This window comes from Actinoplanes sp. NPDC051388 (assembly GCF_055586225.1).
Map to the genome: position 1 here is coordinate 235,126 of NZ_JBVJIP010000011.1, position 22,806 is coordinate 257,931.

Genomic DNA, 22,806 nt, shown 5'->3' on the forward strand with positions numbered 1-22,806 from the left:
GACGCGCGAGGCCAAGGCCGATCAGCGCTTGAGCGCCAGACCGCCAAAGACCGAAACCTGCTCTGGGGGCGGCGCGTCGTCGCTATCGCGCCGCCATTGGCTGACGACCTCGATACCAGGTGCCTGCAGCTGGAGACCGTCGAAGAAGTGCCGAAACTGCTCGCGGCTACGCGCGGTGAATCCGTGCCCGCCTGGGATATCCCTCGCGGCGAACGCTTCGGCGATTCCGGCGGGCAGAAGGTCGTCTGTCGCGTGCGACGCGGCGAGGTAGCTGCCGGTCGGGAGCGCGTCCATCAACGTCTTGGTGGCGGCGTAAGCCTGTTCCGTGTCGGGCAGGAAGTGCAAGACGGCGACGAGTAGCAGCGCGATGGGCTGGTCCAAGTCGAACGTCGCGGCCAGCGCCGAATCGGTGAGGACCTGCCCGGGCTGGCGAAGGTCCGCATCAACGTACGCGGTCCTGCCTTGTGGACCACTCGTGAGAAGAGCGCGTGCGTGCGCAAGTACCAACGGATCGTTGTCGACGTACACGACGCGGGCGCGTGCGTCGATGGCTTGGGCGACCTCGTGGGTGTTGTCCGCGGTAGGCAGACCGGTGCCGATGTCGAGGAATTGGCGGATTCCGGCTCCAGCGGCCAGGTAGCGCACGACGCGACGCAGGAATCGGCGGTTCTCTAAGGCAGCGGTGCGGATGTGTGGGTAGACCGCTTCGATCGCGTCACCTGACTCCCGGTCGGCTGCGAAGTTGTCTTTGCCGCCGAGCCAGTAGTTGTAGCGCCGTGCAGGGTGGGCGACTGTGGTATCGATCGTCCGCGCTGGCTGGTCGAAGTTCATCGGTGTCTGCCTCGTGGTAGAAGGTCGCGCCGTTGGGATTGACGGCGGCGGGGCGGTAGCCGGCCCGGTGGGGGGCATCCGGGCCGGCCGGCTCAACGGCGTCTTACGGGGCGGTCGCGGACGGGACGGCCGGCAGTCGCCATGCCGGGTACAGCAGCAACCCGTCGCGAGTGATGCGGTAAGCGGGCCGGGGACGGTAGCCGTACCGGGCGTAGAAACGGAGGTTGCGGGAGCCAGTCGCCTCGAGGTAGGCGGATTCGCCAGCGGCATCGAGGCGGGCGTGGTGGTGGTCGAGCAGAGTGCCACCCAGACCGCGGCTTTGGTGGTCTGGGTGTACGGCTAGAAATGCAAGGTAGTGATGGGGCCGGTCGTACGGATGGTGGTTGTGCATCGCCAGATCAAGCGCCTCAAAGCGCGGGTGAAACTGTGCGGTGATCTTCGCGAGACGACTGTCGTAGTGCGGCAGCTCAGGTAGTGGGTGGCCATCAATCGAATACCAGACCGCTACGGCTGTACCGTCCTCTGTCATCTCCACCTGCCCATGGGTGAAGGCATGTTCGACCATCAGGGCGAAGTAGGGCGGATAGAGGCGGGCTCGGGTGTTCAGGTGTGGGATGAGCCAAGAGGCGAGATCACCGTGCAGGAACGCCTCGGCCAACAGCTCGCTGACCGCGTCTGCGTCGCGCACGACGGCAGGCCGGATGTTCCCGGGATGGTGGGTGTCAGTCATCGCATCTCACCGCCCTCGGCCCGCAAGGAGAGGGTCGGCGACAGCGCTCGCCGCGCCGTTGCCGATATTTGCGTACACGCCGGGCCTGCGGGCCTTGAGGAAGAGCGCCCAACCGGTGCCCGCTACGGCGGCGACGGCATAGACGGCCGGGAGTTGCCAACGCAACGGCGAGGCGGGATCGATGCCGAGCAGGACGGCGGACTGCAATAGGGTCACGACGAGAACCGCACCCAGTCCGAGCGTGGCGACGGCTGGAGCGATGATGCCACGACCGGTTCCGACGTGCCGCCGTTGGTAAGAGTCGGAGAAGTATGCAACGACCGCGGCGGAGGTCACGGTCATGAGAATCAGCACGCCGAGCCCGCCAAGGACGGTGAGCCAGAAGAACATCCGAGTGAAGGGATCCCAGGCGGCCAGAACGTATGTGGCGATGACCGCGACCGCGATCGAAGTCTGGGTGAGAGAGCCGGCAATCGGGGCGCGTGTGGACGGGCTGGTCCGACCCAGGAATCGCGGGAGGACGCCTTCGCGGCCAAGCGCGAAGAGGTAGCGCGCCGCGGTGTTGTGGAAGGCGAGCAGGGCGGCGAACAGGCTGGTGACAAACAGGAGCCGGCCGAGGGTGATCACGATCGCAGGCAGGTACGGGCCACTGAGATTAAAGATCAGTTCGGAGCCTTCAGCTGTGGCCCGTTGCACGATGGCCGCTTCGCCGGTGGCGACAGGCATCGCCCAGGCGCAAAAGGCATACAGCAGCCCGATGATCGCCAGAGCGAGGTAAGTGGCTCGGGCGACCGTCTTGTGGGGATCCCGAGACTCCTCACTGAATACGGCCGTGCCTTCAAAGCCCACGTAGCCGGCGATTGCCGTCGCCAGAGCCGCACCCAGCCCTCCAATGAACAGATTGGAGGGTGACAGAGTGGTGAAAGAGACGTGCCCGCCAGCCGGGTGCGCCACCTGAACGATGGCGAGGACGACCGCTACGGCGATCTCTGCGATCAGCAAAATCGCCAGCACGCGGCTGTTCAGGTCGATACGGCGACCGCCGAGCACCGCGATCAGACACCACGCGACCAACGCCCACATCCACCACGGAGCCGACAGCCCGGCCTCGGCCCGCATGAAGCCGCTCATCACAACGCCGAACCCGCCATACAGCCCGGTCTGCATCAAGTTGTAGGCCACCACGGCGACGAACGCCGCGGCGACACCGGCCGGTCTGCCGAGGCCGTGCGTGACATAGGTATAGAACGCACCGGCATTGACCACGCGCCGAGACATCGCGACATATCCGATGGAGAACACGGCCAGGAGCAGCGCAACAACGACGTATCCCAGCGGGATGCCAGTGATTCCGGTGACTGCGAATCCCGCTGTGGCGCCACCGGCGACCACGGTCAGCGGCGCTGCAGCGGCCATCACGGTGAACACCAGCGACCAAACGCCCAGTCGTGATCGGGCGAGTGCGAGTGTCACATTTGTGTCCAGTCGATGGGTTGGAGTGGTCGACGGGGAAGACAAGGTGATCGGCTCCTGAGAAGGGTTGGTGGTCGGTCCTGAGCTAGGCGATCGTGGCGACTGCAGCGCCGACAGCAGCCTCCGTATGAGTCAATAGCGCGTTGACAGCCGGTGGCGCGCCATCGATCTCCCGACGCAGTCCGGCCGTGAGCTCCGCTGCCGTGCCGGTCAGCACAACCCGATGTAGGTCCGTGGCCAAGATGAGTCCGCCGAGGACTACATCGACGGCATCCAGACGCCGACCCGTACGCAGCAGAGTGGACAGCCGCGCCCACGGCCAAGCCGCCTCGTTGATGTCCAGTGGCACGTATCGGGTCGTGCGGCGCAGGAGAACCCGGCGACGCTCTTCCCGAACGTGGCCGGAGCGGACCATCCTTGCCGCAACCCCGCCGTAGGCGCTCCGCGCCAAGAACGCCAGCCACGTGCGCACCGGATGGTTGACCGGCTCCTTGGCGAGTTGGTCCAAGACGGTATGTGCCAGCGCGTCGCGCGGCGCCACGATCCCCCGGACGATCACCATGCCGTCGCAAACATTCAGGTGACCGGCCAGCACGAGTTCTCCCAGCAACGCTGCAGCCAACCCCAGGGCCGCCACGTCCGAGTGAAGAATCAGGGTGCCGTCGGCATCACGATGCACGACGCGAAACATGTCGTCGGCCAGCAATGGCCAGCGCGCGAAGACGGGAGCCGACGAACGAGGGAGTGGGACTGCCGTCATTCCGTCAGCCGCATGGCGGGCGCGAGACGACCTAGGCGGCTGCCAGGATCTGTGACCTTGTTGCGGCTCGCCGTTTACGAACGACATTCGTAGCTCACCTCGTCCGCCTCTACCGGCGCCGCTCCGGCCGGCCATCGCGGACGCCGGTCAAACCGTCCGGGCCGCGAGGCTTGCGGCATCGGATCTGTCCCTGGAGGGTCAGATGTCAACGCAGTCATCAATGGCTGCCCTCCCCATGCGAAGGATGAATGGATGTGTTTCGACTACCCCGCCGCACAACGCGTGGGTCGATGCATAAAGGATCACTTTGGACACTGCCGCCAGGGAATACCGAGATCTGGTCTGACCTGACGCTCCGACGGCCGGACCTATACATCCATCTCACTCAGCGGGCAGCCGCAGATCCGCTACGAGGGCGTTCACGTGGCCGAAGAACTTGACGTCGCGCTGTCCGCGGCCCGCGCTGCAGGCGTTTGACTGGGTCAGGTTCAAGTCGGTACCGAAGGTCGGACGCAAAGTGAGCATTCCTCCGGGACACTCCCAGGCCAATCATGGGTACGCATGCCGCCTTCAATCGGAAGGCACAGATCACCTCGACCAGCCCAATGCGAGTCGATTCAAGCAACCGAGGAACGCGATGATTGCATCCGCCAAGCCCGTCGCATGGGGGCGTGTGGCCGCGGCACCGGACGGCGTGAACCCCGCTCGGGCGCGGCACGCCGTGCGCGAACTGATGTACCGGCCGAGTTTGAACGTGCGAGACCTTATGGCACCGCTACTGGTCCTCCCGGAGGACCTCGACGGCGCCGGTCTTCCCGGAGCGGTGCCACTTTCTGGGGTGGCATCGACCGTGCGCCGATGGGCCCAGCTCGGCATCCGAGGCGTGAAGATCTTCGCCTATGGCGATCGTCGCGACCCAGGCGCATCAGCCGCCCTCGAGCCGGGCAACAGAATGCTGGCCGCGATCGCGGCCGTGAAGGCCGCTGCACCCGAGATCGTCGTCACCACGGAGGTGTGCGGCTGCGCCTGGACCATCCACGGTGAATGCGGATTGCTCACCCGCGCCGGCACGTTCGATCGCGCCGCGACCTATGCGCTGATGGCTTCCATGGCCGTCGCTCACGCCCGCGAAGGCGTCGACGTGGTATCGCCGACCGCCATGATCGACGGCTCGGTGCGTGCCGTCCGGGACGCGCTGACGGGCGAAGGGTGGCCAGAGGTCGGCGTGTGCCCCAGCTTGGCGGTTCACACCACCCTCTACGGACCGTTCAAGGAACTCATGGGCACCAACCCGGCCCGCGGGAACCGACGAGGGCTCCAACTCGAACCCGGAAGGGCAGACCGCGACATCGTCATGCAAGCCGAACGATGGCTCGCCGAAGGCGCCGACTCGCTCACTCTGCAGCCGGTCATGACATGCGTAGATCTTCTCGTACGGCTGCGTGCACAGGTGCGAGTGCCGCTAATCGCCTACTCGACATCAGGGGAACACAACGTCCTGCGCGCACTGGGCGACGACGGTTCGCTCGAGTACCACGCCAGTCTCGCCCGAGCAGGCGCTGATCTGATCCTCACCTACGCCGCCGAACAACTGGCGCGAAGGTTGCAAGGAGACACCCGATGACTCGGGCACCACTGACCGACCGGCCATGGCGACGACCTGGCGAACTGGACGAGATCCTCCGCGACGCCGAGGGCATCAATTTCACGATGTCGTGTGAGGAACGCACCGGTGCCTTCCTCGCTGTCCTCGCCGCCAGCAAAGCCGGCGGCCGGCTTCTCGAACTCGGCACTGGCGTCGGCGCCGGGACTGCGTGGCTGCTCGATGCGATGACTGACGATTCGACCCTGATCTCCGTCGAAAGGGATCCCGTCGCTCAGGCCGTTGCAGTCACTCGTCTGGGTGACGATCCACGCCTGCAACTCGTCGAGCAAGACGCCGCGGAGTGGCTGGACACCTATGGAGGTCCCGACTTCGATCTCGCCTACGTCGACTGCCGACCTGGCAAGTTCACCCACCTCGATCGCTTGATCCAGATTCTCAGGCCTGGGGCGCTGTATCTCGGCGACGATCTGCTTCCCCAACCCACCTGGCCAGAGGACCATCAGGAGCGCGTCACCGCCTTCCTCGACCAGCTCCCTCACCAGCAGATGCTGCGGCCTGTCGTCATGCGCTGGGCGTCAGGTCTCGTCGTCGCCGCCCGCACGTGACGACTACCCTCAGCGACATGTCAGCCCCACGCGCCGTGCGTATTGGCACTCGCTCTTCTCCCATGGCGCTCGCCCAGGTCGAGCGCGTCCGTCAGATGATCGCCGAGCTTCACCCGGACACGATCGTCGACGTCATGTCGATGTCGACCAGCGGGGACCGATGGCAGGGGTCGCTCGCCTCTCTCGGCGGCAAGGGCGCTTTCACCAAGGAGATCGACCAGGTGCTGTGCGACGGGCGCGTCGACCTCGTCGTCCACTGCGTCAAGGACGTGCCAGGTGACCGTCCGGCCCCGGCCGGCACCACCATGGCTGCCTACCTGGCCCGTGACGATGTCCGCGACTGCCTCGTGCACCCAGCCGGCATTCACATGGACGACCTGCCCGCCGGAACGCGCATCGGTACCTCCGCTGTCCGGCGGACTGCGCAGCTCGCCCTGCACTGGCCCCACCTGACACCCGTACCGATCCGCGGCAACGCCAACTCCCGGCTCGCGAAACTCGACAACGGCGATGAGTACGACGCCTTGTTGCTGGCCGTCTCCGGCCTCCATCGGATCGGCTCGGCCGATCGCATCACCCACTCGATCGGCGTCGATACCTTCGTTCCGGCCGTCGGCTCTGGCACCCTTGTCCTGCAGTGCCGCGACGACGACACTTCGACGCGCGAACTCGCCGCCGCTCTCGGCGACGCCGACGCGTACCGAGAAACCATCGCCGAGCGGACGATGCTGCACATCCTCCAAGGCAACTGCCACTCACCTATCGCCGGTCTGGCCCGCACGGAGCCCGACGGCCGGCTGAACCTCCGCGCCCGAGTCATCAGCCTGGATGGCAAACACGTCCTCGACGTCCACGAGTGGGCCGATGACCCGATCACCCTCGGAACGTCAGTCGCCGCAGCTTTGCTGCGACAAGGAGCTCGGGAGATTCTTCAATAGATTGGAACATCGGATAGTGCCTCAATCGCTGCAAGTAATGATTAAACATCGAGACCGCATTAGTCAGCAGTTCGCCGAAAGTATCGACGCTGCGATCTAGCAAAGCCGAGGTGTCAGGGTCATGCTAGGTGTACGAGCAACGACCGACCCTGAGCAAGCGGTTCGACCACTGGGGGACTATTGCCTCGCCACATGGACGCGATAATCACACCCAACACATTGCTGAGCGCGGCCCGCAGGCGGTTAACGTCGCCGACACGGCCCAAGGTGGCCATGTCGCGAGCCGAACTGGCGGACGCGGTCAACGCCGCGTTAGACCGCACCTACCCCGGGCGCAGTCTCGCGTCTGTCTACGTCGACGCGCGGTGGGTCGGCAAGCTCGAACGCGGAGAGCACCGCTGGCCGAGCGTCGAACGGCGTACCGCTTTGCGCGCGGTTTTCCACGCTCCCGCAGACGCGGATCTCGGCCTGTACAACCCGCGCCGGAGTCTGGCAGACCGTGCCTGCGGCGAAGGAGTCACTCCAGCATCGGCGGAACTCGCCTCACTTGCCAGCTCTCCCCCGCCGCATCCCGCCTCGAGTTCGCACCCAACCAACCAATCGGACAACGTCGTCGACGAAGAATTGGTAGGACTCGTCTCGGCTTTAGGTGAGAAGGGTATCGACAGCGCGACGTTGACCGCGGCCGAACTCACCGGCGATTGGCTCGACCAGAACTTCGCCCGGCTCGGACCCGGCGACTCGTTGACACGGGTGCGGAATATGTTGAGGGCAGTAACCGAGCAGCTCCACCAGCCACAGTCCATAGACCGTCAACGCAGGCTCGTGGCATTGGCCGGCAGGCTCGCCGGACTTCGGGCATGGGGATGCTTCGACGTCGACCAGCACAGCTCGGCCGAGCATTGGTATGGCGCAGCGGTGACCGCCGCGGAGAGCGCCGAGGCGTGGAGCCTTGGCGCCTGGCTGCTTGGGGCCCAGAGCCTTGTCCCTTGGCATCGACGCGATCATCGACGAACCGAAGAGCTGATCAGGCGTGGCATCTACTTCGCCGGCAATGGCGCAGACAGCACAACGGTCGCCTGGCTGCACGCCCTCCTCGCTCGAGCTCGCGCGAAGCTCGGAGACGTGACCGGCTTCGAGGCTGCTTACGGCCTAGCAGAGGAGGCGGCCGACTTCTCCAATGAGCGCGACCGCCGACACGGCATGGACTTCAGCGGTGGTCTGCTCGACCTGCGGTACTACGCCGGCACCAGCAGACTCCTGCTCCGCCAGCCCGCAAAGGCGGTGGCCTCGCTGGAAGGATCGTTGGGTTCGCTCCCGGATTCCCATGCGAAAGCTCGTGCCGTTCTCACGCTGACGATCGCCGACGCGGCCGTGCAGACCGACGACGTGGATCAAGCGGTCGAACTCACCCGTTACGCCTTATCATCCGCCGGGCACCAGCCGATCCTGCCGATCCTGCAACAGGCTCGCGGGATTCGCCGCAGGGTGTCGCAGCGCGACCCGCGCCTGGTCAGCGAACTCGATCAGGACCTAGCGTCGTTCGCCCGGTCCTTGGAACAAGCATCCGCCGGGGTCGAATCGTGAACCTGACGGGCCTGGGGATCTGGACCGCGCAGTTCGACTTTCACCCGGCTGCAACGGTCCGAGAAACCGTCGAAGAGCTTGAGGACCTGGGCTACGGGTCGATCTGGGTGGGCGAGAACCGGGGTCGTGAGCCCATCAGCCAGTCCGCGCTGTTGCTCGGCGCGACGAGCCACATGGTGGTCGCGACGGCCGTGGCGAACATCTGGGCCCGCGACCCGCTGTCGCTGCTAGCCGCCCAGCAAACCTTGAGCGAGGCGTACCCGGATCGCTTCGTCCTGGGTATTGGCGTCAGCCACGCCAAGCTCGTCAACGACGTCCGCGGTCTCCAATACAGCCGGCCACTTCAGGCCATGACGGACTATCTCGACGCGATGGCCGACCTCTCCGATCAATACCGCGCAGTGCGAGCGACGAACACCACGCGGATCCTCGGCGCACTCGGACCTCGCATGATGGAGCTCGCGACAACGAAAGCCGACGGCGCCCACACCTACCTCGTCACACCCGAACACACGAGCAATGCCAGGCAGATCCTCGGGCCCACGAAGCTGCTCATCCCTGAGCAAGCCGTCGTGCTCGAACGTGACCCCACCCTCGCCCGCGAAATCGCACGCGGCCACGTCCGACGCTACCTACGCCTTCGCAGCTACACCGAGAACCTCCGGCGAGCCGGATTCGACGCGTCGGATTTCGAGCACGACGGTAGTGACCGCTTGGTCGACGCACTGGTTGCCTGGGGCGACGAGGAAGCAGTTGCGGCAAGGGTCGAACAGCACCGGAAAGCCGGCGCCGACCACGTCTGCCTTCAAGTACTCGACAAAGACCCGCACGCTCTGCCTCGAACGCAGTGGCGGCGCCTCGCCGGGATCGCCCGTCCCTAGACGCAGGAAGCCATTCACGGCGACCCTCATCACTTCCGAAGCCGACAGATCCGTCCCTCGGAGGACAGGGCACCCTGGAGGACCAGGCGCAGGGGCTCTTCGTTGGGATCCATTGAAGTCTTAGTACGCGTGTTTGATGATGGCGGCGTGATCACCGACCCGTCGGCGGCTCAGCCAGAGGCAACGGCTCGCCCTCGCCGAGGTCAGCGGCGCCGGGCAGCGGTGCTGCTTCGGCAATGGCGCAGACCTGTCGCGGGAGGTAGCGCTCGCCGAGCTGCGCGAGTCGACCACCGACCCGGTGGAAGCCAACGGGGCGAGCGCTTACCCTCGTGCCGAGCTGACAGAGGTCGCGGTCTGGAGAGCGGCTCGATTGAGTCCCATGGTCTTCCGAGGTAGCGGCGGTGTGCTCACGACGGGAGCTCGGCCGGTCGGACGAGGTTGCGCTGGTAGGCGATGACGACCAGTTGTGCGCGGTCGCGTGCGTCGAGCTTGGCCATCGTGCGGTTCAGGTGGGACTTCACGGTCAAGGGAGAGAGGTGCAGCCGGGCGGCGATGTCCTGGTTGGACAGGCCGTACGCCACCAGGGTCAGGACCTCGCGCTCGCGGTCGGTGAGGACGTTCAGGTTCGGTGCGGCGGGGAGGGTGCCGGCGACCGGCTGGCTGAGGAAGTGGTCGATGAGGTCTTTGGTCGCCGCGGGAGAGAGCAGTGCTTCGCCGCGGGCGACCACGCGGATCGCGTGCAGCAGGTCGGCCGGTTCGACATGTTTGCCGAGGAATCCGCTGGCTCCGGCGCGCAGGGCGAGGACGACGTTCTCCTCGCCTTCGAAGGTGGTCAGCACCAGCACGCGTACGCCGGAAAGGTCTTCTGCCTCGGCGATGTGCCGGGTCGCGTCGAGGCCGTCCATCCCCGGCATGCGGAGGTCCATGAGGACGACGTCGGCCCGGCAGGAGCGGGCCAGGTCCACGGCCTGAAGCCCGTCGCTGGCCTCGCCGACGACCTCGATGTCGGGCTCGGCCTCGACGAACATGCGGAATCCGGCGCGGATCAGCGGCTGGTCGTCGGCCAGCAGCACCCGGATCGTCATCGTGCGGCCCGGTCCGCGGGGACGGGAAGGTCGACGTGGACGGCGAAGCGGTCGGGGCCGGACCGGCCGGCCGCGAAGCTTCCGCCGTTCGCGGTGGCCCGTTCGCGCATGCCGACGATGCCGTAGCCGGCGCCCTGGTCGCGGTCGCCGATGGTGTTGGTGACGTCGACGGTGACCGTTTCCGGGCCGTAGGTGACGGCGAGCCGGGCGGTGCCGTCGCCGTATTTGTGGGCGTTGGTGAGGGCTTCCCGGGTGATCAGGTACGCGGCCAGGTCGGTGATCAGCGGCAGGTCCCGGGCCGCGCCGACCTGGCGGTGTTCGATGCGCAGGCCGGCCGAGGTGAGGGCGGCGATAAGTTCGGGGAGTCGTGCGAGGCCGCGCGGCGGTTCGATGCTCGCGGTGGCGTCCGGCCGTTGGGGCGAGCCGCGTAGCAGCCCGACGACCGAGGTCATCTCCCGGAGCGCCGAGTCGGAGGCGCGGATGATGTTGTCGAGCGCCGGGGCGACCGCCTCCGGGCGGCGGGCCAGCACGTGTTTCGCCCCGCTCGCCTGGACGCGGACGACTGCGATGTGGTGGGCGACGACGTCGTGCAGGTCGCGGGCGATGCGCATCCGTTCCTGCGCCACCCGGAGCCGGGCCTCGTCGTCGCGGGACTGCTCGGCCCGGCGGGCGCGTTCCTCGACCTCGGCGACATAGGCCCGCTGGATCCGGCGCGCGTCGCCGACCGCGGTTCCCAGGCCGACCCACGCGAGCATCCCTAGGTTGTCCCCGCCGGCGACGCCCGCCAGGCATCCGGCGAGCACCAGCGGGGTGGCGACCGCGCCGGCGGTGAGCCAGGCCGAGCGGCGCTCGGCCCGGGTCGCGTACGTGTAGAGCAGCACTGTCGTCGCGGCGGTCAGCATCGGTTGCTGCTGGTGGGCAACCACAAGGAACGCGACATCCGCCGCCGTGCAAACGACCAGCGCGATCCGGTTGCACTGTCGCCGGAGGGTGGTGGCGAGCAACGACACCGCCAACGCGAGGACGTCGGAGGCGGTCGGTTGCCGCGCGGTGCGATCGATCAGCAGCATCCCGAGCGACACGGTTGCCAGGCCCAGGGCCAGGACGGCATCGCCGAGCATCCGACGCCGCCGCACCGCCTCCGCCACTCCGGTCCGGAGCCGATCCAGGAGCATGGCGCGACTATAGGAACGCACCGGGGGCGGACACATCGTCCAGCCGCAGCAGCGAACGCGGTCCTCCTGCTCCTGCGGGAGGAGCGGAAAGTGCCAACCACGGGAGGTAGCAAAGACGGTTCACGAGTGTCAATGTATACGACCATGGTCGCAACGACCACGGTCGTACTCGTATCCAGCAACTCTTCTCGACAAGGAGGTCGCATGACGACAAGGACAGGACGCCGACGACGCCTCGCCCTGGTGCCGGCCGCGTTGGGGGCGGTGCTCATGGTTGCCGGATGTTCGCCGGGCTCCACCGGATCCACCGGGACGGTCGCCTCACCGGCCACAAGCTCTCACGCAGGCCACAGCAGCGGCCCGGCCGCGCCGGTCGTACCGCTGCGGTCCGGCGAGCGGTTCGTCGATCTGGTGATGCCGCAGCCGTATACGCCGGCCCCGCCGAACGGCGGCACGGACGAGTACCGGTGCATCCTGGTCGACCCGGGCCTGACCGCGCCCGGCTTCCTGACCGGTTCCCAGTTCGCGCCGCAGAACGTGCCGATCGTCCACCACGCCCTGGTGAACCTGGTCAACCCCAAGGATGTCGCGGCCGCCCGGGCCAAGGACGCGGCGACGCCCGGCGAGGGCTGGACCTGCTTCGGCACCGACGACCTCGGGCCCGACCACCAGACCGAGTGGGTCGACACCTGGACCCCGAACGGCGCCGAGACCGTCCTGCGGCAGGACGTCGGCTTCCCTGTGCAGCCGGGCAGCCTGGTGCTGCTCCAGATCCACTACAACCTGCTGGCCGCGTCCGGTGACCGGGCGGACCGGTCCGGCGTACGGCTGCGGCTCACCAGCGGCACCCCGGCCACCAAGCCGCTCAACACGCTGCCGTTGCAGGCCCCGATCGAGTTGCCCTGCGCCCCCGGAGAAGCCGGTCCGTTGTGCGACCGGGCCACCGCGGTCGCCGACGTGACCAAGCGATTCGGCGCGGAGGTCGGCGAGACGGAGGGGCAACTGCTCCAGCAGTGCGGCAACGGCAAGCCGGCGCCCGGGGCCACCCAGCACTGCGACTACCCGGTGCCGCAGCCCATGCGGGTCTACGCCGCACTCGGTCACATGCACCTGCTCGGCCGCGCGATCAAGGTGGAGGTGAACCCGGGCAAGGCGACCGCGCGCACCGTGCTCGACGTGCCGGCATTCAACTTCGACGACCAGAAGTACGAGCAGCTGTCCGCCCCCATCGACCTCGAGCCCGGCGACAACGTGCGGGTCACCTGCACCCACGACGCGACCCTGCGCAAGCTCCTGCCACAGCTCAGCACCCTCCCGCCGCGATACGTGGTCTGGGGCGACGGCACGAGCGACGAGATGTGCATCGGGCTGCTCATCGCCTCACCCAGCACATGAAGCCACAGGTCAGACGCCACGACCATGGTCGCTACGACCATGGTCGTGGTACGGTTCCCCCATGACGTCGCATACTCCGGGACCCGCCGCTCGAAGCCGCCGGGAGCGCCCGGCGAAAGCCGCCCTGACCAGGCAGGGGATCATCGATGCCGCGCTCGGCATCCTCTCCCAGGAAGGCCTGGCCAAGGTCACCATGCGGCGGATCGCCGGGGTGCTCGACACCGGGCATGCATCTCTTTACGTGTACGTGCGGGACACCGAGGACCTGCACGCCCAGATCCTCGACGCGATGCTGGCGACGGTGGATCTCACCGGCGGCGGGACCTGGCGGGACCGGCTCAAGGGCTTGCTGGCCCGCTATGGCGAAGTGCTGCGCCGGCACCCCGAGCTTGCCCGCATGGCGCTGTCCACCCGGCCGAACGGCCCGCATTTCACCGCGATCGTCGAGCAGGTCCTCGCGCTGCTGCACGAGGGCGGCGCCGACGACCGTTCGGCGGCCTGGGGCGTCGATCTGCTCCTGCTGCTGCCCACGGCGCTGGCCGTCGAGCACAGCGCCGAGGTCACGCCGAAGCGCCAGGAGATGCGGATCTCCGACGTGGAGGCCCGCATCAAGGCCGCCGACCCGCAGCAATATCCGAACATCACCCGGCTCGGCGCCGAACTGGTCTCGGGCGACGGCCTGGCCCGCGGCCTCTGGTCCATGGATGTGGTGCTCGATGGCATTCTCGCGCGCACCGCCATTAATCGCACGCAATAGTCCGACCGCGAATCAATAGCTGAAACCCGCGGCGAAATCGCCTTGCCGCGGCGCTTCACCCTGCCCACATTCGGCGTACGAGAATTGTTGTTGGGGGTTTCCATGTCCAAAATTGCCCGTTGGTGTTTCCGGCATCGGCGCTCGGTGCTCGGATTGTGGGTGGCTCTGCTGGTCGCCCTCGGCGCTGGTTACGCGGCCGCCGGCAGCAGCTATTCCGCCGATTTCAGCCTGCCCGGAATGGAATCCACCAAAGCCCTGGAACTGCTCGAGGACGCCCTGCCGGCGTCGTCCGGCGACACCGAACAAATTGTGGTCCACGTCGACAACGGCACCGTTCGTGACCCGGCCGTCCGGGCGAAGATCACCGCAATGCTGGCCGAGGTCGAGAAGATCCCGTCGGTCACCTCGGCCTCCAGCATGTACGCCGAGCAAGGCCCCGACCAGATCAGCGCCGACGGCCGCACCGCGTACGCCGAGGTCCAGATGGACAGGCTTCCCGCCGACCTGCCGCCGGCCGACGTCGACAAGGTCATCAACACCGCGCAGGCCGCCCGCGGCCCCGGACTGCAGGTGGAACTGGCCGGGCCGGCGATCAGCAACGCGACCGAGCCGGCCCAGGGCAGCACCGAACTGATCGGCATCCTCGCCGCCGCGCTGGTCCTGTTCCTGTTCTTCCGCTCGGTGGCCGGAATGGTCCTGCCCCTGATCGTCGCGGTGGCGGGACTCGGCGGCGGCCTGATGACCATCGGGCTGCTCTCCCACCCGATCACGTTGAGCGACATCGCCCCGACCCTGGCCACCCTGATCGGACTGGGCGTCGGCATCGACTACGCCCTGTTCATCGTGACCCGGTACCGCAGCGGCCTGCGCGCCGGCCTGCCGCCCGAGGAAGCCACCGTCCGCGCGATCACCACCTCCGGACGTGCCGTGCTCTTCGCCGGCGGCACCGTGATCATCGCCTTGCTCGGGCTGCTGGTGCTCCGGCTCAACTTCCTGACCGGCATGGGCGTCGGAGCGGCCGTGACCGTCACGTTCACCCTGCTGTCGGCGCTGACCCTGCTGCCCGCCATGCTCGGCTTCGCCGGCCCCCGGGTGCTCAGCCGCAAGGAACGCCGCGCCCCCGCTGTCGACCGTCCCCGTACGGGGAAGTGGGCGGCCTTGATCCAGAAGCGCAGGACCGCGCTGGGCGCGGCCGCGCTGGTCGTCGTCGCGGTGCTGGCGATCCCGACCTTCTCGATCCGGCTCGGCGCCTCCGACGACGGCAACGACCAGGCCGGCACCACCACCCGCAGCGCCTACGACCTGCTCGCGGCCGGATTCGGGCCGGGCTTCAACGGGCCGCTGCAACTGGTCGCCGAGCTCGGCTCACCCGCCGACGGCCAGGCCTTGACGCAACTGCTCGACAAGGTGAAGACCGTCGAGGGTGTCGCCGCCGTCGCCGCCTTTCCCGCCGAGCCCGGCGCGAAGGCCGCCATCGCCATGGTGATCCCGACGACGTCCCCGCAGGACGAGGGCACGACCGACCTGATCGACCGGCTCCGCGACGACGTGATCCCGGCCGCCGAGAAAGACAACACCCTGCACGTGTACGTCGGCGGGGCGACCGCGATCTTCCAGGACTTCGCGAGAGTACTGACCGGCAAGCTGCCGCTCTTCCTCGGCGTCGTCATCGTCCTCGGCTTCCTGTTGCTGATGCTCGCCTTCCGCAGCGTTCTGGTGCCGCTCACGGCGGCCGTGATGAACGTCCTCGCGGCCGCCGCATCGTTCGGGGTGATCGTCGCGATCTTCCAGTGGGGCTGGGGCTCGAGCCTGCTCAACCTCGGCGGCGCCGGACCGGTCGAGTCGTTCGTCCCGGTCATCATGCTGGCGATCCTGTTCGGCCTCTCGATGGACTACCAGGTCTTCCTCGTCAGCCGGATGCACGAGGAATGGACCGGCACCCGCGACAACCGGCGGGCGATCACGACCGGGCAGAGCGAAACCGGCCGGGTCATCGTCGCCGCGGCCCTCATCATGGTCTTCGTGTTCGGCGCCTTCGTCCTCGGCGGCGAACGCGTGATCTCCGAATTCGGCATCGGCCTGGCCGCCGCCGTCGCGATCGACGCGTTCCTGATCCGCAGCGTCCTGGTGCCCGCCCTGATGCACCTGTTCGGCCGGGCGAACTGGTGGCTGCCCACCTGGCTGGACCGCATCCTGCCGCACTTCAGCGTCGAAGGCGAGCCGCACATCCCGGCACACGCCGCCGCAACGGTCGCACCCCAGCAGCCCACCCCGACGGCGGCGAACTGAACGGAAGGAAAGTCACCTGCCTCAGATGGAGACCGGGTACCGCATGAACAGGGCGTTGCGCCTCGGCGCCGTGGAACTGGCGGGTCGCCGGCATCGAACGGAGCCTCGACTACTACACCGAAGCCATCGGAATGCGGGTGCTCGCCCGCGACGGCGGACGCGCTCACCTGGGCCTGCGCGGTCGCGGCCGGCAGCACCGCTCCCGGCACAGTCCCCGGCGACCCGCTGGGCGGGACCGTCATAAGGCCACGACGACCTCGGAGGGGTCTAGCGGCCTTGGAAGGTGTTGTGCTGGACGTTGTGGTCGCCGATCTGCACGCCCTTCACGTCAGACATGGTGACTGAGTACCGGCTCGTCGTCGTCTCCCCGGTGTCCGGCGCCGGTTCCGTGAGCCGGTCCAGCAGGGCGTAGAGAACCTCGGCCGACGCTCGTGCGGCGAACTGCTTGTACCGGTCGTCCTTGTGCGGGTCGGCGTGGTCCATGACGCCCTTGACCACCAGCCACCGGGGCACCTGCTGCTTGTGAGCCACGGTGGCCAGGGTCGCGGCTTCCATGTCCAGGCCGGCGACCGTACGCACGCCCATCGCCTTGAGTCTGTCCCAGGCACCGCCGTCCTTCGCCACGTAATTGCCGCTGGCCATCGGCGCCACGGTCACGGCGAACGGAAGCAGTTTCGGACCGTCGACGTCGCTGTAGCGAGTCAGCTCGACGTGGGATCGCCCGTCGCCGGTCAGGGCCCAGCCCGGGTGGGCCCGTGTGATCAGCCCTCGGGACTCGACCGCGGCCACCCGCGGATTCCACGTTCCCGGGGGGAAGTAGCGGCGGAAGGCGGGGTGCCGAGTCGGCTCCTGCCCGAGATACAGCCGCTCCAGTAGCCAGTTGACCGCCTCCGCCTCGGTCGCAGGCCCGTAGCTGGGCAACGTGGTCGGGTCGAGGTCCTGCGCGGCTCGGACCCACACGTCGTCCAGCGGGTACTGGCGGAGATCGCCGACGAACCCGTCCGCGGTGAGCTTTCCCTCGTCGTACTCGTAAGCCGTCTCGGCTACGACGACATCGCCGAGGGCCACCTCGGCAGGGTTGCCCGCGCACACGCCCGGCATCGCCAGGCAGCCCGGTTTGAGCTGAACCGACAGGGCGGTGGCGGTCGGACCGGTGTGCCGGCCGCTCATCCGACTAGGACGGGCCAGGGCAACGGACAACCGGCGGCCGTCGGCGCAGACGTAGGCGCCGCGCAGATACGGGTGCGGGCCGCCGGTGTCGTGCGAAGTCCATTGTCGGATCCCGGCCTTCGCGGCATCGAACTCCTGCACGAGCGCGGCGACGATCAGAACATGTACCTGGTCCATGCCACCTCCGAGATCACTGGCGAATTCGACCATATCCGCTCACAGCCTCGGGCCCGCGACTTGCCCTAAATGCGCGTTTAGGCTGCTGAATCGCACGGGTCACATGATCATTTGTTCGGCCAAGACTTCTTGATCAATACGTCACTCGTTCGCGATGACGACCGAGAGAAGATGCGCGCAGCTGCGGTATTGCGAATATGCGGAAGCCGTGCATCATTCACCCAAACCCCCGCATCACTTAAAGTGATAGCCCGATACCGCAAAGTGACGGCACGCCGGAGGGCTGACGACCCGTGGTTGATATTGGTCTGCTGGTACAGGACATGGCGCCGTACATATCAGCCGCGGCTGTGGCCCACGGTCGTGAAGTCGTGCAGAAGGTGACCAACGCGGCGGAGGATGCGGGCGCGGATGCGGTGGTGGGTTTGGGTCGGCGGTTGCTGCGCCGGCTGTTCATCTCGAGCCACGGGCAGCGGGTGCGGGCGGCGGTGGCCGCGGTCGGTGAGCAACCGAACAACGAGGCGGCGGTCGCGGCGTTGCGAGGTCAGCTTCTGCAGGCGCTGTCCCAAGAACCACGGTTGGTACAAGTCATTTCACAGATGCTGGCGGACTCGGGGATCGGCGGCGGCCGGTACGCGGTCACAATATCGGGCAGCAGCGGTGTTCTGATCGGTTCCGGTGGCACTCAGAACAACATCGTTGTGGACGCGAGCAGTCTGCAACCTCCGCAGGTGGTCACGCCCGGCGTGGCGATCCACAATCTGCCGCGGGCATCGGCGGTCTTCGTCGGCCGCGACCTGTCGTTGCTGGATGATCAGCTCAACCGTCACGATGCGGGTGTCGTCGTGGGCCAAGCCGCCGTGCACGGGCTTGGTGGGATAGGCAAGAGCGAGCTGGTCAACCACTACGCGCGTCGGTACATGTCGCGGTATTCGCTGGTGTGGTGGATCACCGCTGACACCGCCAAGAAAGTAGAGCTAGGGTTGGCGGCGCTAACCAGCAGACTGCACCCGGCCGCGCCCCTGGCCGACGCCGAGGCGTGGGCGATCGGCTGGTTGCAGGCAAATTCCGGTTGGCTCCTGGTGCTGGACAATGTCGAGGAATTCGAAGACATTGCCCGTTTGCTCGGTGCGGTCGACGGGCGTGGGCAGGTGTTGGTAACCACTCGTCGTGATCTCGGCGCGGCTCGGTGGGCAATGTTGGGGCTGACACCATTCCGGCTCGGCGTGCTCAGCCGTCACGCTGCAGTCGACCTCCTGACCCGGCTCACGGGCCGCAGCGATGACGCCGCAGCAGCGCGCCTGCTCGCGGCGGAGTTGGGTGATCTGCCCCTGGCGTTAGAGCAAGCCGCCGCTTACATCGCTCAACACGATCGGATGAGTTTCAAACACTATCGAGAGCTGCGATCCGACCAGTTCGACCGAATCGCGGGCGACGCCGGGCAAGGCGGGACGGCCGGCCGCAACGTGGCAGCGGTATGGACGGTGACCATGCTGGCGATCGCCGGCACCAATCCCATCGGCGCCCAGGTGATGGACGTGCTGGCCTGGTTAGGCCCCGATGGGCTGCCCGACGACGTCCTCATGCCTCTCGGGGACAACCCCGCCGAGACTGATGACGCGCTCGCAGTGCTGGTCTCGTACAGCATGATCAGCCGGGAGGAAGGAATTGTCGGTGTGCATCGCCTGGTACAAGCGGTGACCCGTAATAACCAAGAAGCCGCCGGCACCGCCGCAATCGTACAGGAACGGGCCGTAGAGTTGCTCGCCAACGCGATTCCCGACGATCCGATGAGGAATGTCGCGGGCTGGCCACGGTGGAGTGTCCTGATACCGCATATCGACGCTCTCCTGGCACTTTTGCCGGATAGTCACGGCCATGCCAAAGCGCCTTGGATTGCGGACAGAGCGGCAACCTATCAACAGTTCAACGGCCATGTCTTCGCCTCCATCCCCCGATTCGAATGGGCGCTCGCTGAGCGGCGACGACTTCTGGGGGAAGAAGATCCCGAAACGCTGGTCTCTCGGAATAATCTCGCCTACGCCCTCCTCGACGTCGACCGGGCGGATGAGGCGATCGAGGAGTTCGAGCAGGTGGTGACCGCCCGCCGGCGGGTGCTTGGTGAAGACCACACGAACACGCTGGCGGCTCGCGACAACCTCGCCAGCGCCTACCTCAGCGGCGGTCGCGCTGACGAGGCGATCGAGGAGTTCGAGCGCGTCTTGGTGGACTACCGTCGCGTACTCGGCGAGCAAGATCCAGACACCTTGAATACTCGAATTCACCTCGCCAACGCCTATCTCAAGGCTCGACGAGTGGAAGAGGCGATCGAGGAGTTCGAGCGGCTGTTGTCCGACTGCCGGCGGGTGCTCGGCGAAGACCACACCCACACCCTGGACTCCCGCCACGACTTGGCAACCGCGTATCGGAAAGCTGGGCGAATGCGTGAGGCAGTCGAGGGATTCGAGAGTGTGTTGGCCGACTACCGGCGGGTGCTCAGCAAGGAACATCCGTACGCGCTGGCCACCCATCACGACCTGGCCACCGCCTATCGGGACACCGAGCGGGTGAACGAGGCAATCCAAGAGTTTCAGCAGCTGCTGATCGACTGCCGATTGGTGCTCGGTGAACGCCATTTGAATACGCTGGCGTCCCAGTACGAACTCGCCGTCGCCTACTCGATGGATGGACAGGAGGAGAAGGCGATCGAAGAGTTCAGGCTCGTGTTGTCCGGCTACCAGAAGGAACTTGGCGACGATAATCGGCGCACCCTCAATGCCCGCGACCGTCTCGCCATCGCCTACTGGGAAGCCGACCGAACGGACAATGCAATCGAAGAGCTCGAAGAGGCGCTCGCCGGCTACCGGCGGACACTCGGCGACGACGATCCGCAGACAATGGCCGTCCGTGACCGTCTCGCCGCCGCCTCCCACAGGGCCGACAGGGTCGACGAGACGTCTGAAGACGATGGCGACGCGCAGAGATGAGAAAGGCCGCTGAACCGGGTAAACACCACACCCGGCCCGACCTGCACTTTTCCAATGGTCGGGCTTTATACCGCGTTGGCCTGGGCGGGTCGGCGAAAACCGCCGGGAACCGACCCGTACTCCCGGTTGAATGCGTGGCGAAAGCGAACTCCGAGGTGTAGCCCACATTCCTGGCCACCGTGGCCAACGTAGCGTCACCGTCGCGTAGCAGCCGGGCCGCGAGGGTCATCCGCCACCAGGTCAGGTACGCCTGTGGCGGCTGGCCGACCAGTGCGGCGAACCGTCGGCGAAGGCCGCGCGGGAGAGTCCGGCCCGGGAGGCCAGCTCCGCGACGGTCCCGCCGCCTGGCCGCGGACGGCGCCGAACCAGGAGTGCTCGCCCCGGCACAGGCATACGACCCGACCAGCTTCCTCACCTTCCTCGCCCCACACGGAATCAGCTGGACCATCACCGTCTCCGACACCCCAACTAATGATCGCCGCGAAGATAACGAGTGATCATGTCCACCAGTTCGTTCTCGAACGTCTCGACCGGGATGGCCCGCGGGTCGGCCATCAGCTTGTGCGTGTTGATCTCCACCGTGAAAATGATCAGCTCGGCCGCGGTGGCGAGGTCGCGCACGCCGACGTCCGGGTGCCTGGCGAGGAGGTCGCGCACCTGGGCGACGCGTGTCCTCCCGTGCCGGTCGATCGTCTCGAGCAGTTCCTTCGACTTCGGCGCCTCCTCGATCATGATCCGTAGTAACTGCGGGTCGTCGCCGTGGTTGTCGATCGCATCGCGGACCATTGCCCGCACCGTGGCCTCCAGGCTGCCGGGGGACAGATCGAGCTGGTCGGCCTCCCGCCACGTACCCCGGTCGATGTGCCGCACCAGCAGCTTGGCGAGGATGGCGTCCTTGTTCGGGAAGTACTGGTACAGCGAGCCGATGGAGACGCGGGCGCGTTCGGCGATGCGGTTGGTGGTGCCGGCGGCGTAGCCGTGCTCGGCGAAAACGTGAGCAGCGGCGGCGAGGATGCGCTCGCGGGTGAGCTCGGCGCGCACCTGGCGAGGCGTGCGACGTGGCTGAAGACGGCGATCGGCCGACGGCATGCGAGGCCCTCCTCGAGCGGCGAAAAGCGAGTAGCCAAAGACCTGAGCTATTACTCACAATAGTGAGATGAACTGCGGAGACACAGCCCGCGGCGGAGAGGAATCCTGGTGCAGCAGGCAAGCCGGTCGAGCATTCCTCGCCGACTGACGACGGTGGACGCGGTCGAGGCGATCATCGGCCGCCCGGCGCCGATGGTCATGCTCAAGCAGATCAGCGCCCTCGACGAGGGCTGCCGGACCGTCCTCGCCCGGTGTCCGATCGCGGCCTTCGGCTACCGCAACGGCGGCGGCACCAGCAGGACGACGTTCATCGGCGGCACGCCGGGTTTCGTACGCGTCCATTCGCCCACGCGGATCTCGTTCTCCCTGCCCGAGCCCGGCGACCCGCACGGTCCGGTCTCGTTCCACTTCCTCCTGCCGGGCGTCGGTGAGATCCTGCGCGTCAACGGTTCGATGGCGGCGCGGAAGGGCCCGGAGACGACCGTCGACATCGAGGAAGCGTACGTGCACTGCGCCCAAGCCGTCCTCCGGTCCGGCCTGTGGCAGCCGCCCTCCCCGCCCGAGCCGACCGACGAGATCACGGGTGACGGGCCGCTGTGCCGGCCCGGCGTTGCCGAGTTCCTCGCCGCGGCGCCGTTCCTCGCACTGTCCACCTGGGACTCGTCCGGCGGCAGCGACACGAGCCCGCGCGGGGACCGGCGGACGGTGGCGCGGATCCTGGACAGCCACACGCTCGTCATCCCGGATCGCAAGGGCAACAAACGCGCCGACACGCTCCACAACCTGCTGCAGGACGACCGGCTCTCGTTCGCCGCGCTCGTGCCGGGGCGCAGCGACGTGCTGCACGTCCGCGGCCGCGGCGCGATCACCGACGATCCGGCGCTGCTGGCGACGATGGCCCTTCGCGGGATGCCCCCGCACGCGGCGCTGCTCGTCGATGTCGAGCACGCCGAGGTGACCGGCAACGATGCCGTGGCCCGCGCACGGCTGTGGACCCCCGGCGCGCACCTCGACCGCGGCGCAAAGCCGGACTTGACGATGCTGGCGGGCGAACACCTCGCCGCCGGCTCGGCGAATGCCGAGGGCGGCCCACCAGCGCTCCTCCTGAAGGTCGTCGGGGCGATCCCGGGGATCACCCGGCTGGTGCGGCTGGTGATGGACCGCGCCTACCGTTCTGGGCTGCGAAAAGAGGGCTACGAGGATCTCGCGCCCGGTGCGGGCCGCCGGCGCGCAAAAAGAAAGCCAGCGCGCGATCACTGACCTCACGCAAG

General features: G+C 67.3%; 18 protein-coding genes and 1 pseudogene. 10 read left to right on the forward strand and 9 right to left on the reverse strand.

What is annotated here, in order from left to right; genetic code table 11:
• Positions 1-21: 21 nt before the first annotated feature.
• The 4 genes from ACZ6TI_RS27330 to ACZ6TI_RS27345 form a co-directional block, all read right to left on the reverse strand.
• Complete coding sequence (locus tag ACZ6TI_RS27330) at positions 22-831, reverse strand: SAM-dependent methyltransferase (RefSeq protein WP_465347997.1); 810 nt, start codon at positions 829-831, stop codon at positions 22-24.
• Between the two features lie 103 nt (positions 832-934).
• Positions 935-1,561: a GNAT family N-acetyltransferase gene (locus ACZ6TI_RS27335; RefSeq protein ID WP_465347998.1), complete on the reverse strand. Its 627-nt coding sequence runs from the start codon at positions 1,559-1,561 to the stop codon at positions 935-937.
• A 6-nt stretch (positions 1,562-1,567) separates the two neighbouring features.
• Entirely contained in the window at positions 1,568-3,046 is a 1,479-nt protein-coding gene (locus tag ACZ6TI_RS27340) for an APC family permease (protein WP_465348086.1), read from the reverse strand.
• A 73-nt stretch (positions 3,047-3,119) separates the two neighbouring features.
• Complete coding sequence (locus ACZ6TI_RS27345; protein ID WP_465347999.1) at positions 3,120-3,740, reverse strand: GPP34 family phosphoprotein; 621 nt, start codon at positions 3,738-3,740, stop codon at positions 3,120-3,122.
• Positions 3,741-4,431: 691 nt separating this feature from the next.
• Here ACZ6TI_RS27345 and ACZ6TI_RS27350 point away from each other — a divergent pair.
• From ACZ6TI_RS27350 to ACZ6TI_RS27370, 5 genes are all read left to right on the forward strand, one after another.
• Positions 4,432-5,418: a hypothetical protein gene (locus ACZ6TI_RS27350; protein ID WP_465348000.1), complete on the forward strand. Its 987-nt coding sequence runs from the start codon at positions 4,432-4,434 to the stop codon at positions 5,416-5,418.
• Positions 5,415-6,005: an O-methyltransferase gene (locus ACZ6TI_RS27355; protein WP_465348001.1), complete on the forward strand. Its 591-nt coding sequence runs from the start codon at positions 5,415-5,417 to the stop codon at positions 6,003-6,005. The genes ACZ6TI_RS27350 and ACZ6TI_RS27355 overlap by 4 nt, the downstream gene beginning before the upstream one ends.
• Before the next feature lie 17 nt (positions 6,006-6,022).
• Positions 6,023-6,943, forward strand: a complete 921-nt coding sequence (gene hemC, locus ACZ6TI_RS27360) for a hydroxymethylbilane synthase (RefSeq protein WP_465348002.1) — start codon at positions 6,023-6,025, stop codon at positions 6,941-6,943.
• 192 nt (positions 6,944-7,135) lie between these two features.
• Positions 7,136-8,530, forward strand: a complete 1,395-nt coding sequence (locus tag ACZ6TI_RS27365; RefSeq protein ID WP_465348003.1) for a hypothetical protein — start codon at positions 7,136-7,138, stop codon at positions 8,528-8,530.
• A complete protein-coding gene (locus tag ACZ6TI_RS27370; RefSeq protein ID WP_465348004.1) occupies positions 8,527-9,411 on the forward strand; it encodes an LLM class F420-dependent oxidoreductase in 885 nt (294 codons plus the stop codon). Before ACZ6TI_RS27365 ends, ACZ6TI_RS27370 begins: the two co-directional genes overlap by 4 nt.
• A gap of 407 nt (positions 9,412-9,818) precedes the next feature.
• Here the strand turns inward: ACZ6TI_RS27370 and ACZ6TI_RS27375 are convergent, their stop codons facing one another.
• Together ACZ6TI_RS27375 and ACZ6TI_RS27380 are read right to left on the reverse strand one after the other, a co-directional pair.
• Positions 9,819-10,496 (reverse strand): response regulator, encoded by a 678-nt coding sequence (locus ACZ6TI_RS27375; RefSeq protein WP_465348005.1) that lies wholly within the window; start codon positions 10,494-10,496, stop codon positions 9,819-9,821.
• Complete coding sequence (locus ACZ6TI_RS27380; RefSeq protein ID WP_465348006.1) at positions 10,493-11,671, reverse strand: sensor histidine kinase; 1,179 nt, start codon at positions 11,669-11,671, stop codon at positions 10,493-10,495. Before ACZ6TI_RS27380 ends, ACZ6TI_RS27375 begins: the two co-directional genes overlap by 4 nt.
• Before the next feature lie 204 nt (positions 11,672-11,875).
• Between ACZ6TI_RS27380 and ACZ6TI_RS27385 the strand changes: the two genes are divergently transcribed.
• From ACZ6TI_RS27385 to ACZ6TI_RS27395, 3 genes are all read left to right on the forward strand, one after another.
• Positions 11,876-13,066 (forward strand): monooxygenase, encoded by a 1,191-nt coding sequence (locus ACZ6TI_RS27385; protein WP_465348007.1) that lies wholly within the window; start codon positions 11,876-11,878, stop codon positions 13,064-13,066.
• Between the two features lie 61 nt (positions 13,067-13,127).
• The gene (locus ACZ6TI_RS27390; RefSeq protein WP_465348008.1) at positions 13,128-13,823 is read left to right on the forward strand and encodes a TetR/AcrR family transcriptional regulator; all 696 of its coding nucleotides are present in this window, start codon (positions 13,128-13,130) and stop codon (positions 13,821-13,823) included.
• 159 nt (positions 13,824-13,982) lie between these two features.
• Positions 13,983-16,112: an MMPL family transporter gene (locus ACZ6TI_RS27395; protein WP_465348009.1), complete on the forward strand. Its 2,130-nt coding sequence runs from the start codon at positions 13,983-13,985 to the stop codon at positions 16,110-16,112.
• Between the two features lie 267 nt (positions 16,113-16,379).
• On the opposite strand, the gene ACZ6TI_RS27400 is transcribed toward ACZ6TI_RS27395, so the two are convergent.
• Positions 16,380-17,459, reverse strand: coding sequence for a phosphorylase family protein (locus ACZ6TI_RS27400; RefSeq protein WP_465348010.1), 1,080 nt, complete (start codon positions 17,457-17,459; stop codon positions 16,380-16,382).
• A gap of 293 nt (positions 17,460-17,752) precedes the next feature.
• Between ACZ6TI_RS27400 and fxsT the strand changes: the two genes are divergently transcribed.
• Positions 17,753-20,446, forward strand: coding sequence for an FxSxx-COOH system tetratricopeptide repeat protein (fxsT, locus tag ACZ6TI_RS27405; protein ID WP_465348011.1), 2,694 nt, complete (start codon positions 17,753-17,755; stop codon positions 20,444-20,446).
• A 65-nt stretch (positions 20,447-20,511) separates the two neighbouring features.
• Here fxsT and ACZ6TI_RS27410 read toward each other — a convergent pair.
• Both ACZ6TI_RS27410 and ACZ6TI_RS27415 read right to left on the reverse strand, forming a co-directional pair.
• Positions 20,512-20,782 (reverse strand): annotated as a pseudogene (locus ACZ6TI_RS27410) (helix-turn-helix transcriptional regulator); the annotation flags it as partial.
• A gap of 132 nt (positions 20,783-20,914) precedes the next feature.
• On the reverse strand, positions 20,915-21,535 hold the full coding sequence (locus tag ACZ6TI_RS27415) for a TetR/AcrR family transcriptional regulator (protein ID WP_465348012.1): 621 nt from the start codon (positions 21,533-21,535) through the stop codon (positions 20,915-20,917).
• Between the two features lie 108 nt (positions 21,536-21,643).
• On the opposite strand from ACZ6TI_RS27415, the gene ACZ6TI_RS27420 reads away from it, so the two are divergent.
• The gene (locus tag ACZ6TI_RS27420) at positions 21,644-22,795 is read left to right on the forward strand and encodes a pyridoxamine 5'-phosphate oxidase family protein (RefSeq protein WP_465348013.1); all 1,152 of its coding nucleotides are present in this window, start codon (positions 21,644-21,646) and stop codon (positions 22,793-22,795) included.
• The last annotated feature ends 11 nt before the right edge of the window (positions 22,796-22,806 follow it).